14 protein-coding genes are annotated in these 13,409 nt (G+C 72.6%); 10 read left to right on the top strand and 4 right to left on the bottom strand.

Translation table 11 applies throughout. The annotated features are described in order from the left end of the window. Positions 1 to 181: 181 nt before the first annotated feature. Complete coding sequence (locus EES41_RS41380; protein ID WP_157854805.1) at positions 182 to 358, bottom strand: hypothetical protein; 177 nt, start codon at positions 356 to 358, stop codon at positions 182 to 184. A 729-nt stretch (positions 359 to 1,087) separates the two neighbouring features. On the opposite strand from EES41_RS41380, the gene xerC reads away from it, so the two are divergent. Together xerC and EES41_RS42935 are read left to right on the top strand one after the other, a co-directional pair. After that, on the top strand, positions 1,088 to 1,981 hold the full coding sequence (xerC, locus tag EES41_RS12100; protein WP_254211413.1) for a tyrosine recombinase XerC: 894 nt from the start codon (positions 1,088 to 1,090) through the stop codon (positions 1,979 to 1,981). Further along, positions 1,924 to 2,205 carry a hypothetical protein gene (locus EES41_RS42935; protein ID WP_254211414.1) on the top strand — a complete coding sequence of 94 codons (282 nt, stop codon included), beginning with the start codon at positions 1,924 to 1,926 and terminating at the stop codon, positions 2,203 to 2,205. The genes xerC and EES41_RS42935 overlap by 58 nt, the downstream gene beginning before the upstream one ends. Before the next feature lie 7 nt (positions 2,206 to 2,212). Here the strand turns inward: EES41_RS42935 and EES41_RS12105 are convergent, their stop codons facing one another. Beyond that, the gene (locus tag EES41_RS12105; protein ID WP_008744007.1) at positions 2,213 to 3,574 is read right to left on the bottom strand and encodes a glutamine synthetase family protein; all 1,362 of its coding nucleotides are present in this window, start codon (positions 3,572 to 3,574) and stop codon (positions 2,213 to 2,215) included. Positions 3,575 to 3,747: 173 nt separating this feature from the next. On the opposite strand from EES41_RS12105, the gene EES41_RS12110 reads away from it, so the two are divergent. The 4 genes from EES41_RS12110 to EES41_RS12125 all read left to right on the top strand — a co-directional run bounded on the left by EES41_RS12110 (position 3,748) and on the right by EES41_RS12125 (position 6,231). Continuing rightward, complete coding sequence (locus tag EES41_RS12110) at positions 3,748 to 4,170, top strand: hypothetical protein (protein ID WP_123077966.1); 423 nt, start codon at positions 3,748 to 3,750, stop codon at positions 4,168 to 4,170. A 72-nt stretch (positions 4,171 to 4,242) separates the two neighbouring features. Continuing rightward, positions 4,243 to 4,893: a DUF3105 domain-containing protein gene (locus EES41_RS12115; protein WP_123077968.1), complete on the top strand. Its 651-nt coding sequence runs from the start codon at positions 4,243 to 4,245 to the stop codon at positions 4,891 to 4,893. 104 nt (positions 4,894 to 4,997) lie between these two features. Continuing rightward, positions 4,998 to 5,684 (top strand): DUF305 domain-containing protein, encoded by a 687-nt coding sequence (locus tag EES41_RS12120; RefSeq protein WP_164496105.1) that lies wholly within the window; start codon positions 4,998 to 5,000, stop codon positions 5,682 to 5,684. 127 nt (positions 5,685 to 5,811) lie between these two features. Continuing rightward, the gene (locus tag EES41_RS12125) at positions 5,812 to 6,231 is read left to right on the top strand and encodes a CBS domain-containing protein (RefSeq protein WP_008744003.1); all 420 of its coding nucleotides are present in this window, start codon (positions 5,812 to 5,814) and stop codon (positions 6,229 to 6,231) included. Here EES41_RS12125 and EES41_RS12130 read toward each other — a convergent pair. Continuing rightward, entirely contained in the window at positions 6,216 to 7,091 is an 876-nt protein-coding gene (locus EES41_RS12130) for an alpha/beta fold hydrolase (RefSeq protein ID WP_123077970.1), read from the bottom strand. The two genes, EES41_RS12125 and EES41_RS12130, sit on opposite strands and share 16 nt — an antisense overlap. Next, complete coding sequence (locus EES41_RS12135) at positions 7,088 to 7,741, bottom strand: DUF998 domain-containing protein (RefSeq protein ID WP_123082405.1); 654 nt, start codon at positions 7,739 to 7,741, stop codon at positions 7,088 to 7,090. Before EES41_RS12135 ends, EES41_RS12130 begins: the two co-directional genes overlap by 4 nt. A gap of 159 nt (positions 7,742 to 7,900) precedes the next feature. Between EES41_RS12135 and EES41_RS12140 the strand changes: the two genes are divergently transcribed. The 4 genes from EES41_RS12140 (at position 7,901) to EES41_RS12155 (ending at position 13,335) form a co-directional block, all read left to right on the top strand. Continuing rightward, positions 7,901 to 8,410 carry a hypothetical protein gene (locus tag EES41_RS12140; RefSeq protein ID WP_123077972.1) on the top strand — a complete coding sequence of 170 codons (510 nt, stop codon included), beginning with the start codon at positions 7,901 to 7,903 and terminating at the stop codon, positions 8,408 to 8,410. 96 nt (positions 8,411 to 8,506) lie between these two features. Next, on the top strand, positions 8,507 to 10,123 hold the full coding sequence (locus EES41_RS12145; RefSeq protein ID WP_123077974.1) for a multicopper oxidase family protein: 1,617 nt from the start codon (positions 8,507 to 8,509) through the stop codon (positions 10,121 to 10,123). A gap of 168 nt (positions 10,124 to 10,291) precedes the next feature. Then, a complete protein-coding gene (locus EES41_RS12150; protein WP_123077976.1) occupies positions 10,292 to 11,503 on the top strand; it encodes a DUF4190 domain-containing protein in 1,212 nt (403 codons plus the stop codon). A gap of 77 nt (positions 11,504 to 11,580) precedes the next feature. Beyond that, complete coding sequence (locus EES41_RS12155; protein WP_123077978.1) at positions 11,581 to 13,335, top strand: NAD+ synthase; 1,755 nt, start codon at positions 11,581 to 11,583, stop codon at positions 13,333 to 13,335. Positions 13,336 to 13,409: the final 74 nt, after the last annotated feature.

Below are 13,409 nucleotides of genomic sequence, written 5' to 3' on the forward strand. Positions count from 1 at the left end.
GACGGAGCTGGATCGCGAGACGGCCGCTGTGCTCACACGTCGCAACCGCGTGTTCTGCCTGGCCTTGCGGCAGCTTCCCCAGCAGGATCCGGAGGCCCCGTGCGTCTTAGTCGTTTCAGCAGGTCAGGAGTCCAGCGTGGTCATACAGCGTCCCAGCGGTCCACGAATAGGCCGCGCGAGCTCACTTCTTCTTCCGCAGCTTCCGCATCTTCGCTTCAGCTTCCTTCTTCTTTCGCTGCGCCACACCGTAGGCGGTCCAGGCCCCCTGGTGCTTTGAGCATTGCCCGCTTCCGGTGATCGCCTTGTTCCGGCAGCGGCGACCATCCTGCGTCGCCGCCCCGCACAGCGGCTGCGTCATCTCGCCCCCTCCATCGGCCCTCGCCAGCACCACGACGATGACCCAGGCAGTGGGACATGAAGAGGGCGCACAGGGGGTCGATCGAAGCTCAGGGGCGCACGCCCGCCCGCAAGACGGGACACCATGAGCTTGGGAATCACCGATCTTGGACGCCTGGAACACCATGTGACCTGCGAGTATGGACATGGATTAAAGCCTGCCGACCCGTTGCAGAGCCCGCCGTTGTCCGTGGTTCGCCGCCCTACCTGGCACAGGTCTGGCACGGTCAGGCTGAGGCCGTGAAGCGGTGGCACTTGCTGGCGTTCAGGCGGGAGAGGGGGGAGTTGTTGGCCCGGGGGGTGAGATTAAGGCGTCAGGCGTCGTTTCTCGGCCCCAGCGGTTCCCCTGCGTGGCTAGCCCGCCATCTACGTCGGACCCCAATGGCCTTCCGCCACCTGGAGTCCTCAGGCTGAGTTACTTCGCGCATGTAGGTACTCCGACCCCTACTCAGCAACTTGATTGCCTCTCCTAGCCCTTGTGGGTCCCAAATGGCCATGAGAGCGTCGTTGCTCTCCGGCACGGCAGCGATCTTCTCCAACCGTCGAATCGCTGCCCCGACCTCATCAATGCCAGGAAATTTAGGCAGCGCGTGGACCTCTACCCGGGCGCGTCCGATCGGTTCCAGGATGGCGAAGACGTAAGGTTCACGCTGCTTGTAATCGGTCGCAGCTGTCGCGCATCGAGGCGGATATGTCCCGGGGGCAGTACATCGATCCCGCCGCTGGCCGGATCACGTTCCGGGAGTACGGAGAGAAGTGGCTCGCGTCCCTGACGACGGACGTGACCACGCGGTCGTCCGTCGAGGTGCAGATCCGCAAGCACGCGTTCCCGTACCTCGGCACGCGACCGCTCGAATCGTTCCGGCCGGAGCACATCCGCGACTGGCTCAGCGAGCTGGAGCAGGTCCTGCCGGTCTCCTCGTACCGGCGCGTCATCTTCGCGAGCGTGTCCGCCGTCCTCGCCGCCGCCGTGGACGACGAGTTGCTGGCGAAGAACCCGTGCAAGGCCCGCACAGTCCGGGCGCCCGCTCCGGTCGCTCCGCGGGTCAGGCCGTGGACACCCGAGCGGCTCTTCGCCATCCGGGCGGCGCTACCGAAGCGGTACCGGGCGATGGCCGACGGCGGCCTGGGGCTCCGGCAGGGTGAGATCTTCGGTCTGCCGGACGACCCGGACGACTTCCGCGGCGAATGGCTCCGGGTGGCCAATCCGGTGAAGGTGGCCAACGGGCACCTCGTCTTCGGTCCGCCCAAGCGGGAGAAGGAACGGGATGTGCCGCTCCCCCGCCGCATCGCGCAGGTGCTGCGAGAGTACCGCGAGGAGTTTCCGCTGGTGGATGTGACGCTGCCCTGGCTGAAGGGCCGCTCGTCACCAAGCGGCTGTTGTTCTCCCTGCCGGGTGGGGGTGCCGTGCGGCGGACCGACTTCAACACGCGGGTGTGGAAGTTCGCCCTCGTGCAGGCCGGCGTCATTCCGGAGCCTCGGCCGGGTGAGCGTCACCAGGCTGCGCGCGAGCACGGGATGCACGCGTTGCGGCACTTCTACGCGTCCGTCCTGCTGGACTCCGGGGAGAACATCAAGGCGCTGAGCACGTACCTCGGGCACGGGGACCCCGGCTTCACGCTTCGCGTCTACACGCACCTGATGCCGAGCAGCCACGAGCGGGCGCTGCGGGCGCTGGACGAGGTCTACAAGGCCGCCGATCCGACGGCTGACGGCCCACAGACGGCCCAGGAGGGGCGAAACGGGTCCGGGCCGGCGGCTGAGTGCCGTCGGCCCGGAGGGGTTGTGGTGCTGGAGTACCGCCGCTGAGCTGGGGTTACAGGACCGGGAGGTTTTTGCGGAGTTCGAAGGCGGTGACCTCGCTGCGGTATTCCTCCCATTCCTGCTTCTTGTTGCGGAGGAAGAAGTCGAAGACGTGTTCGCCGAGGGTTTCCGCGACCAGTTCGCTGCGTTCCATCAGGGAGATGGCCTCGCCGAGGTTCTGCGGGAGGGGTTCGATGCCCATCGCGCGGCGTTCCGCGTCGGAGAGGGCCCAGACGTCGTCGTCGGCGCCCGCCGGGAGTTCGTAGCCCTCCTCGATGCCCTTGAGGCCCGCCGCCAGGAGGACCGCGTAGGTGAGGTAGGGGTTGGCGCCCGAGTCGATCGAGCGGACCTCGACGCGGGAGGAGCCCGTCTTGCCCGGCTTGTACATCGGGACGCGGATCAGGGCCGAGCGGTTGTTGTGGCCCCAGCAGATGTACGAGGGGGCCTCGCCGCCGGAGCCGGCGGTGCGGGAGGAGCCGCCCCAGATGCGCTTGTAGGAGTTGACCCACTGGTTGGTGACCGCGGCCGTCTCCGCCGCGTGGCGCAGCAGGCCCGCGATGAAGGAGCGGCCGACCTTGGAGAGCTGGTACTCGGCTCCCGACTCGTAGAAGGCGTTCCGGTCGCCCTCGAAGAGGGAGAGGTGGGTGTGCATGCCCGAGCCGGGGTACTCCGAGAACGGCTTCGGCATGAAGGTGGCCTGCACGCCCTGTTCGAGGGCCACCTGCTTCATCACCAGGCGGAAGGTCATGATGTTGTCGGCCGTGGAGAGCGCGTCGGCGTAGCGGAGGTCGATCTCCTGCTGGCCGGGGGCGCCCTCGTGGTGGCTGAACTCGACCGAGATGCCCATCGATTCGAGCATGGTGATCGCCTGGCGGCGGAAGTCCATGCCCACGTTCTGCGGGGTGTGGTCGAAGTAGCCGGAGTTGTCCGCGGGGACCGGACGGGATCCGTCCAGCGGCTTGTCCTTCAGCAGGAAGAACTCGATCTCCGGGTGGGTGTAGAAGGTGAAGCCCAGGTCGGAGGTCTTGTTCAGGATGCGCTTGAGGACGTACCGCGGGTCCGCGAAGGACGGCGAGCCGTCCGGCATCAGGATGTCGCAGAACATCCGGGCGGTCCCGGGGGCCTCCGCGCGCCACGGCAGTATCTGGAAGGTGCTCGGATCCGGCTTGGCGATCATGTCGGACTCGTAGACCCGCGCGAAGCCCTCGATGGCCGAGCCGTCGAAGCCGATGCCCTCGTCGAAGGCCTGCTCCAGTTCCGCCGGTGCGACGGCGACGGACTTGAGGAAGCCCAGCACGTCGGTGAACCACAGGCGCACGAAGCGGATGTCGCGCTCCTCAAGCGTCCGGAGGACGAATTCCTGCTGCTTGTCCATGCCTTCATCCTCGCAGTTCAGACGGCCTGTGCACCACTGCCCCCGGGGCCGGGGGGCACAGTCGGGCGCGCCCAGTATCGCCAGCCGTGGTTTCGGCCACATTACGCACCCGGCAAAGCTCCCGGCACCCCGCACTGACCTCGTGCCGGTCATGAGCATTACCATCTGCGCCCATGGGGGGCTGGGAGCGTACGAAGCGTACGAGGAACGGGGGCCGTGGGCGCCCCGTTCCCCGGGCGTACTCTCGGCGTGCCGCGCTGCTGCTCGCCTTCGGGGTGCTCCTCGGCGCGCTGTTCCTCTGCGCGCGGCCCGGTGAGACCCACGCCCCGGCGCCGGTCACGGCCACGGCCCCGGCCGGCGCCGGCGGCGCGGTCGGCGCGCCGCACGCCGTCTGCGACTCCCCGCACGACCTGCCGGGCTGTTCGCCCCGTACGCACGTGACCCCGGCCGTGCTGCCCGCGCCGACGCCCGCCGTGGCCGTGGCGGACGCCGCCGCGGCGTTCCCCGCACTCCCGGCGCGCACCGGGGCGCTGCGGCCGCCCGGGCCGCCGGCCCGCGCCCCCGACCTGCACGCCCTGCAAGTGCTGCGGACCTGACGGGTCCGGCGCCGTACCGCGCTCCACCGGATCCATCCCCTCCACCCCCCTCAGCAGAAGGAACACGGGCACATGGCCAGCAGGACTCCTCAGGACACCTCCCGTCAGGCGCGCATAGCCGAGATGCGCCGCGCCGAAAAGACACGCGACCGGCGCAACAAGATCCTCGCGATCACGGTTTCGACGGCCGTCGTCGCCGGTCTGGTCGGCTTCGGTGCCTGGGTGCTGATCGACCAGAAGCAGCAGGAGAAGGACGCCGAGGCGGCCCGCAAGGCGCCGGTGAGCGGCGAGCAGGACTGGGACGCCAAGAAGCTGGGCCGCAACCACGTCGAGACCCCGGTGAAGTACGAGATGAACCCGCCGGTCGGCGGGGACCACCATCCCCGCTGGATGAACTGCAACGGCGACGTCTACAAGAACCCGGTGCCCGAGGTGAACGCGGTGCACTCGCTGGAGCACGGCGCGGTCTGGGTGACGTACAACGAGAAGGCCGCCAAGGGTGACCTGGACAAGCTCGCCGAGACGGTCGGCAAGACCCCGTACACGCTGATGAGCCCGGTCAAGGAGCAGACCGGCGCGATCATGCTCAGCGCCTGGGGCAAGCAGCTGACGGTGGACAGCGCCGCCGACCCGCGGGTGGCGCAGTTCTTCACCAAGTACGTGCAGGGCCCGCAGACCCCGGAACCGGGCGCGGCCTGCACGAACGGGCTGGCCGACAAGTGACCGGGCAGGCAAAGGAGGCCGACGGGGCCGGGGACGAGGACCGGGGCCGCCCGGGGCGTTCCACCCGTACGTACTGGGCCGCGGGCTCCGCCGTCGGGCTCGCGCTGCTGTTCGCGGTCGGCGCCACGGTCGCCGCCGCGAGCGACAGCGGCGGGTCCGGCTCCTCCGGTACGTCGTCCCGCGCGCCCGGGCGCTACTCGCCGGACGCCGGCTTCGCCCGGGACATGGCGGTGCACCACCAGCAGGCGGTGGAGATGTCCTTCATCGTGCGCGACCGCACCAAGGACGAGCCGGTGCGCAGCCTGGCGTACGACATCGCCAACACCCAGGCGAACCAGCGGGGCATGCTGCTCGGCTGGCTGGACCTGTGGGGGCTGCCGAAGGTGATCGCGGACGAGCCGCCGATGTCCTGGATGGCCACCTCGGCCGGCGGGGCCGGCGGGGCCGGCGGGGCCGGCGGGGCCACCTCAGACGGCGGGGCCGGCGAACCCGGCAGCCATCACGGGCACGACATGGGCGCGGCCAAGCCCGGCGCGCTGATGACCGGCATGGCCACCAAGGAGGAGCTCGCCGCGCTGGGCGCCGCCGAGGGCCGGGACGCGGAGGTGCTGTACCTCCAGCTGATGACCGACCACCACAAGGGCGGCGTCGCGATGGCCCGGGGCTGCGCGCGCCAGTGCGCGACCCCGGCCGAGCGGGCGCTGGCCCAGGGGATGGTGGAGGCGCAGCAGTCCGAGCTCACCCTGATGGCGGACATGCTGAAGCAGCGCGGAGCCGCGCCGCGCGGGTGACGGGACACGCTCGTACGGTGGGGGGAGGCGCCCTCTCACCCGTACGGGCGTGTGCTCCGCCGTGTGGGAACCGCCGCGCCGGGCGCGCCCGCGTCCGGCGGGAACGGCCTGCTCAGGAGGTTCAGCGATGACGACCGCCGCAGACATCATGCATCCCGGGGCCCAGTGGATCCCCGCCACCGAGACCCTCGACCGGGCCGCGCAGCTGATGGCCCGGCTGGGCGTGGGCGCCCTGCCCATCAGCGACGCGGCGGAGCGGCTGTGCGGCATCCTCACCGACCGCGACATCGTCGTGAACTGCGTGGCGATGGGGCACGACCCGGCGAAGGTCACCTGCGGTGACATGGCCCATGGCACCCCGCGCTGGATCGACGCCGGTGCGGACGTCACCGACGTGCTGGAGGAGATGCAGAGCCACCAGATCCGCCGGCTGCCGGTGATCCGGGACAAGAGGCTCGTCGGCATGATCAGCGAGGCCGACCTGGCCCAGCACCTCTCCGACGACCAGATGGCGACCTTCGTGGAGAAGGTCTACGCGCGGGCCTGACCCCGGTCGGCCGCCGCCAGGACCGCCCGCGCCACCTGGTCCGGGCGGTCCAGCATGACCAGGTGTCCCGCCGGTTCGGCGACCTCGAACCGGGCCCCGAGCCGGTCGGCCAGGTCCGCCTGGCGGGCGAGCCAGCGCAGCGCGCCGGGGCGCGCGGAGCCGTCGTAGGCGGCCAGGACGGTGGCGGGCGCGCTCAGCCGGTGCCGGTGCCCGGCCCGCAGCGCGAGCACCTCGGCGGCCGTGTCGGGGTAGCGGGAGTTCTCCAGCAGGGCGCCCCGCCAGACGCGGCCGGTGCGGTAGCAGCGGCGTACGAGGTCCCGCGCGGCCGGGTCGGGTCCGCCGGTTCGGGAGGCCCGTACGGCGGCCCGCCGGGCGAGCGGCCCCAGCGCGGCCGGGAGCCCGGCGGCGGTCAGGGCCCGGCCGAGGGCGCGGGCGGCCGCGGTGCGCACCGCGGCGGGCAGCACCGTACGGGGGGCCTCCTCGATGCTGGAGTCGACCAGCACGAGGGCCGCGGTGCGCCCCGGGTACAGGCGGGCGAAGGCCTCGGCGTGGAACCCCGCGATGGAGTGCCCGACGACGGTGACGGGCCCGGGCAGGCCCAGCGCGTCCAGCAGTCCGGCGATCCCGCGGGCCTCCCCGGCGGCGCCGGCGGGGCCCGGCGCGGGCCCGCTCAGGCCGTGCCCGGGGCGGTCGAAGCGGACGACGGTACGGCCCCGGGCGGCGAGCAGCGCGGCGACGGGGTCCCAGTCGAACCAGGCCATGGCGAGCCCGGCGCTGAGCACCACGGGCGGACCGTCGCCCTCCACGACCACGTGCAGCGGGACCCCGCCCACGCGGACGAACCGGCCGGGGCCGCTCATGTGCGGCGCTCCGCGTGGACGGAGTACGCCAGCAGCCCCAGCCAGAGCGCCACGAGCAGTACCTGGAGCCGCTGCCCGGCGCCGAGCGCCCAGGTCCCGCGCCCGGCGGTGAACAGGGCGATGGCGGTCAGGGTCCAGGCGGTGGCGAGGAGTTCCAGCACGACGAGCGCGGGCCCGTAGCGGGCGAGCGGGGCGAACCAGCCGTAGCGGCGGGCGGCGACGGTGAGGGCGACGATCCCGACGAGGGCGCCGGTCATGGCGAGGCTGCTGCTGACGGCATGGGCCTGATGGGTGGCGGGGACCAGTCCGGCGGTCTCCCGGGCGGCGCACTCGGGGTCCGCGGTGGGGGTGCAGCTCAGCGGCAGCCAGGCGTCGGCGGCGGTGGCCGCGCCGAACAGGGTGATCCCGGCCCAGCCGACGAGGGCCCACGGGCGCCGGCAGGCGGCGTACCGGGCGAGCCGGACGAGGGCCAGCAGGCCGCCCGCGAAGACGAGCAGGCCCGCGGTGAAGTCCGTGGCCCGGAAGAGGCCGCCGAGCGGCTGGTCCTGGGCGGCGAGCTCGCTGACGTAGGTCCGGATGGGGTTGAGGCCAGTGGAGAGGACGACTTCGAGCACCCACGCGGTGTAGGCGGCGGCCCCCAGCCCGGTCAGCGCGGCGACGCGCCACGCGTGGCGCGCGGACGGAGTGGCCCCCGCGAACCGGCCGCTGCGGGCGGACAACCCTTTTGTGGGCATGGTGCGACTCATCCTAAGCAACATCCCCGGGGTCGGTCCCTCGATCGGATACCCACCCCGGGTAGGGTTCCGATCATGACGCGCAGTGCCCAGCGAGCCGCCCGGTGGACCCGGTCGACGCTGCTCGCCGCGCTGCTGCTGGGGATCGTCACGATGCACACGCTGGGTCATCCGAGCGAGTCCCACGCCATGGAGGACGTGACCGGGGCCCGCACCGTTGCCCGAGAACGCCCGCTTCCGGCGCCGCACCGGGCACCTGCGGCCCACCAGACATCGATCCACCAGACATCGACCCACCAGGGCCCGGCCCACCAGGCTCCGACCCACCAGGCTCCGGCGGCGCACGCGGTCGCGCCCGCGCCGGGCGGCCCGGCGGTCCACGCGCCTCCGGGGACCGCCATGGACCCCATGTCCGTATGCCTGGCCGTCCTCGCCGGGCTGGTGCTGCTCGCCCTCGGCCGGGCGCTCCTCCGCTACGACGGCGGCCGCGCCACCGGCGGCCGCCTCCCCGGCCGCGTCCCCGCCGGCCCCGATCCGCCCGGACCGCGGGAGCTCCTGCGGCGGCTGGCGGTCCTGCGCGTATAGGGGCCGGGCCCCGCTGTCGCCCCGGCGCGCCCACGGGCCCGCGCGGCGACGGCAGACGGCGTCCCTCCACCCGCATCGCCCACCCGAGGTGCACCCATGCGCTCCCTTCCCACCCGCCGCGCCGTACTCGGCGTCTCCGCCGCCCTCGCCGGCTCCGGCCTGCTCTCCGCCTGCTCCGACGGCGGCACGGGCCCGGCCACCGGCCAGGGCTCCACCGGCCACGGCGCCATGCGGCACGGCGGCCCGGCCGCCGACACCCCGCCCGGCTACGTGGACCCGGCCGGCCCCGAGGTCCGGGCCGCCGAGGCCGCCCGCAAGGCCACCGGCCCGCTCACCGAGGTCAAGGTCACCGCCACCGCCACCCCGCTCGACCTGGGCGGCGGGGTCTCCGTCCGCTCCTGGGCGTACGGGGACACGCTGCCCGGCAAGGAGGTGCGGGCCACCGCGGGCGGCACCCTCGCCCTGACCCTGGCCAACAACCTCCCCGAGGCCACCTCCCTGCACTGGCACGGCCTGGCCCTGCGCAACGACATGGACGGCGTCCCCGGGCTCACCCAGCGGGACATCGCCCCGGGCGGCTCGTTCTCGTACGAGTTCGCCGTCCCGACCCCGGGGACGTTCTGGTTCCACCCGCACACCGGGGTCCAGCAGGACCGCGGGCTCTACGCCCCGCTGATCATCGAGGACCCCAAGGAGCCCCTCTCCTACGACAAGGAGTGGGTGGTCGTACTGGACGACTGGCTCGACGGGGTGGACGGCTCCACCCCGGACGCCGTACTCGCCGCGCTGCGCAAGGGCATGGGCGCGAACCACGCGGCGCACGGCCCCCAGGCCGGCAAGACCACCGGCGCGACCGGCACGACCCGCGGCGGCGGACCCGACCGGCTGCTCGTGGGCAGCGAGAGCGACATCCTCGGCAAGGAGGCCGGCGACGTCGCCTACCCCCACTACCTGATCAACGGCCGGGTGCCGGCCGACCCCTCGGTGTTCAGCGCGAAGCCCGGCGACCGCATCAGGCTGCGCATCGTCAACGCGGGCGGGGACACCGCGTTCCGCATCGCCCTCGGCGGCCACCAGCTGACGGTCACCCACACCGACGGCTTCCCCGTCGAGCCCGCCACGACCGACTGCCTGCTGCTCGGCATGGGCGAGCGCTACGACGTCCTGGTCACCGCCGGGGACGGGGTGTTCCCGCTCACCGCGCTCGCCGAGGGCAAGGGGCAGGCGGCCCTCGCCGTGCTGCGCACCGGGGCGGGCACCGCTCCGACCGCCTCGACCCGGCCCACCGAGCTGGAGTCACGGCCGCTGCCGGCGGACGAGCTCAAGGCCGCCGAGTCCGTGGCGCTCGACGGCCGCGAACCGGACCGCACCCTCCAGATGCGGCTGACCGGGAACATGCAGCGGTACAACTGGGCCTTCGACAACGCGCCGTACACCCCGGAGCAGCGGCGTCCCGTGAAGGCGGGCGAGCGCGTACGGATCGAGTTCGCCAACTCGACGCCCATGTGGCACCCGCTCCACCTGCACGGACACACCTTCGCGTTGGGCACGGGCGGGCAGGGCGGCGCCCGCAAGGACACCACGATCATCCTGCCGGGCCAGCGGCTGACGGTGGAGTTCGACGCCGACAACCCCGGGTTGTGGATGGCGCATTGCCACAACGTCTACCACTCGGAGTCGGGGATGATGACGGTCCTCGGCTACCAGCTCTGACGGGCCGCCCCGGTCCGGCGAGGGTCCGGCGCGGCCCCGGCGCGGTCCGCCGCGCCGGACCGGGGCGCAATGGAACGGCGGGACGCCCGGCGGGCATGGCAATCTGGTGATCTCCACGCGCGGGCCGTCCCAGCCGGCCGCGCCTCGACATAAGGATTCGCCGCCGGCATGAGCAACTCCGCCAACCCGCCCAGCAACCCGACCGACCCGCCGACGGAGCCCGCGGACACTCCCATACCGGAGGCGGCCGCGACGCCGCCGCTGTCGCTCCAGAAGACCCCGGCCGGGGCTCCGGCCCCGGAGCCGGCCGCCGAACCGATGCCGGAGCCGACGCCGGCCCCCTCCCCGGCCGCCGTTCCGGCCCCTGAGCCGGCCCCTGAGCCGGCCGCCGAACAGGCCGCCGCACCCGCGCCCCCCGCCGCCCCCGCACCCGCACCGGCCCCCTCGCCCGCGCCGCCCGCCGCACCCGCGTCCGCCTTCGCGCCGCCCGGCGCCTTCGCCCCGCCCGGGCCGGTGCCGCCGAACGCCCAGCCCGGCGCCTTCGGCGCCCCCGCCCCGGCAGCCAACCCCTGGGCCGCGCACACCGCGTACGGCGCCACCCCCGGCAACCCGTGGGGCGGCCCGACCGAGCCCACCAACGGCCTGGCCGTGGCCTCGCTGGTGCTCGGCATCGCGGGCGTCGTGGTCGGCATCCTCCCGATCCTCTTCTGGGTGGGCGGCATCATGGCCCTCGTCGCCATCGGCGTGGGCATCGGCGGCATCGTCCGCGCCGTCGCCGGAGGCCCGCGCAAGACGATGGCGATCATCGGTACCGTCCTCGGCCTCCTCGGCATCGGCGCGGCCTTCGGCGGGCTCTACCTGACCGTCGAAATCATGGACCGGGCCTCCCGGCACGTCGAGCACGAGATCGACGAGGACTGGGACGAGGACGACTTCGGCTCCCTCGCGCCGCCGTCGCCGTCGCCGAAGCCCTCGCCGACCGACGTCCCCGGCATCACCAGCCCGCTCCAGTTCGGCGAGACGTACACCTACCCGAACGGCATCAAGGTGACCCTCTCGACGCCGAAGAAGTTCGTCACCAAGAACAAGTACTCCCAGGTGGGCAACGCCGTGGTGATGACGCTCACCATCACGAACGACTCGACCGAGCCCCACAACGTCATCTACGCGATGCCCAACGTCCGCGACGAGAACGGCATGACCGCCAAGCTCGTCTTCGACGGCGACGTCCCCAAGATGATCCGGGGCGACATCCTGCCCGGCAGCTCCGCCAGCGGGGTCGCGGCCTTCGAGGTCCCCGAGGGCACCGAGCGGATCACCGCCGACATCTCCCCCGGGATCCAGCTGCCCAACGCGAAGTTCAGCGGCCGGATCGGCTGACCGGAAAACCGATTCTCCGGCACATCCGAGGGGCGGGACCCAGGACATCGCGTCAGAAAGACGATTAGACTGGGCCCGTGCCTCAACTTCGCCTCGCTCTGAATCAGATCGACTCGCAGGTCGGCAACATCGCCGCCAACGCCGACTCGGTCGTCCACTGGACCCGGCACTCCGCCGAGCAGGGCGCCCACTTGGTGGCGTTCCCGGAGATGATGCTGACCGGATACCCCGTCGAGGACCTCGCCCTGCGCGGCTCCTTCGTCGAGGCCTCCCGCACCGCGCTGCGCGCACTCGCGGAGCGGCTGGCGGCCGAGGGCTTCGGCGGACTGCCGGTCATCGTGGGCTACCTCGACCGTACGGAGCGGGCCGCGCCCCGGCTCGGGCGCCCGGCGGGCTCCCCGGAGAACGCCGCCGCCGTGCTGTACGGCGGGAAGGTCGTCCTGCGCTTCGCCAAGCACCACCTCCCCAACTACGGCGTGTTCGACGAGTTCCGGTACTTCGTGCCGGGCGACACGCAGCCGGTGATCCGGGTGCGCGGCGTGGACGTGGCCCTGGCCATCTGCGAGGACCTCTGGCAGGAGGGCGGCCGCGTCCCGGCGACCCGCTCCGCCGGGGCCGGGCTGCTGATCTCCGTCAACGCCTCCCCGTACGAGCGCGACAAGGACGACCTGCGCCTCGAACTGGTGCGCAAGCGCGCCAAGGAGGCCGGCTGCACCCTCGCCTACCTGGCGATGATCGGCGGCCAGGACGAGCTGGTCTTCGACGGGGACTCCATCGTCGTGGACGGCGCCGGCGAGGTCATCGCCCGCGCCCCGCAGTTCTCCGAGGGCTGTGTGCTGGTCGACCTGGAGCTGCCGGCCGCCCGGGCCGACGCCCCCGAGGGCGTGGTCGACGACGGCCTGCGCATCGACCGGGTGATCCTCTCCGAGGAGCCGGTGGAGCCGTACGAGCCGGTGGTGCCGGGCGGTTACGCCGACCGGCTGGAGGACGACGAGGAGGTCTACGACGCGCTGGTCGTCGGCCTGCGCGCGTACGTCCTCAAGAACGGCTTCCGCTCGGTCCTCATCGGGCTCTCCGGCGGCATCGACTCGGCGCTCGTCGCCGCCCTCGCCTGCGACGCGATCGGCGCGCAGAACGTGTACGGCGTGTCGATGCCCTCGAAGTACTCCTCGGACCACTCCAAGGGCGACGCGGCCGAGCTGGCCGACCGGACCGGGCTGAACTTCCGGACCGTGTCGATCGAGCCGATGTTCGACGCGTACATGGGCTCGCTGGGTCTGACGGGCCTGGCGGAGGAGAACCTCCAGTCCCGGCTGCGCGGCACCCTGCTGATGGCGCTCTCCAACCAGGAGGGCCACATCGTGCTGGCCCCGGGCAACAAGTCGGAGCTGGCCGTCGGCTACTCCACCCTGTACGGGGACTCGGTGGGCGCGTACGGCCCGATCAAGGACGTCTACAAGTCGGACGTCTTCAGGCTCGCCGAGTACCGCAACCGGGCGGCGGCCGAGCGCGGCGAGACCCCGCCGATCCCGGAGAACTCCATCGTGAAGCCGCCGAGCGCGGAGCTGCGGCCGGGCCAGGTGGACACGGACTCGCTGCCCGACTATCCGGTGCTCGACGCGATCCTGGCGATGTACGTGGACCGCGACCAGGGCCTGGACGCGATCGTCGCGGCCGGCTTCGACGCGGAGCTGGTGGCGAAGACCCTGCGGATGGTGGACACCGCGGAGTACAAGCGCCGCCAGTACCCGCCGGGTACGAAGATCTCCGCGAAGGGCTTCGGCAAGGACCGCCGCCTGCCCGTCACGAACGGCTGGCGCGAGCAGGCGTAGCGGCGCCCCGTACCCGCGCGAGGGCCCCGGCCGCCGTCCTCATCGGCGGCCGGGGCCCTCGCGCGTGAAAGACG

This window comes from Streptomyces sp. ADI95-16, assembly GCF_003721495.1.
GTDB lineage: Bacteria > Actinomycetota > Actinomycetes > Streptomycetales > Streptomycetaceae > Streptomyces > Streptomyces goshikiensis.

Bases quoted from the DNA above. Each gene is read 5' to 3' on its own strand.
- xerC (WP_254211413.1), top strand. From the start codon at position 1,088: ATGTCCCGGGGGCAGTACATCGATCCCGCCGCTGGCCGGATCACGTTC.
- EES41_RS12150 (WP_123077976.1), top strand. From the start codon at position 10,292: ATGAGCAACTCCGCCAACCCGCCCAGCAACCCGACCGACCCGCCGACG.
- EES41_RS12125 (WP_008744003.1), top strand. From the start codon at position 5,812: ATGACGACCGCCGCAGACATCATGCATCCCGGGGCCCAGTGGATCCCC.
- EES41_RS12115 (WP_123077968.1), top strand. From the start codon at position 4,243: ATGGCCAGCAGGACTCCTCAGGACACCTCCCGTCAGGCGCGCATAGCC.
- EES41_RS12105 (WP_008744007.1), bottom strand. From the start codon at position 3,574: ATGGACAAGCAGCAGGAATTCGTCCTCCGGACGCTTGAGGAGCGCGAC.
- EES41_RS12140 (WP_123077972.1), top strand. From the start codon at position 7,901: ATGACGCGCAGTGCCCAGCGAGCCGCCCGGTGGACCCGGTCGACGCTG.
- EES41_RS41380 (WP_157854805.1), bottom strand. From the start codon at position 358: ATGACGCAGCCGCTGTGCGGGGCGGCGACGCAGGATGGTCGCCGCTGC.
- EES41_RS12145 (WP_123077974.1), top strand. From the start codon at position 8,507: ATGCGCTCCCTTCCCACCCGCCGCGCCGTACTCGGCGTCTCCGCCGCC.
- EES41_RS12130 (WP_123077970.1), bottom strand. From the start codon at position 7,091: ATGAGCGGCCCCGGCCGGTTCGTCCGCGTGGGCGGGGTCCCGCTGCAC.
- EES41_RS12110 (WP_123077966.1), top strand. From the start codon at position 3,748: ATGGGGGGCTGGGAGCGTACGAAGCGTACGAGGAACGGGGGCCGTGGG.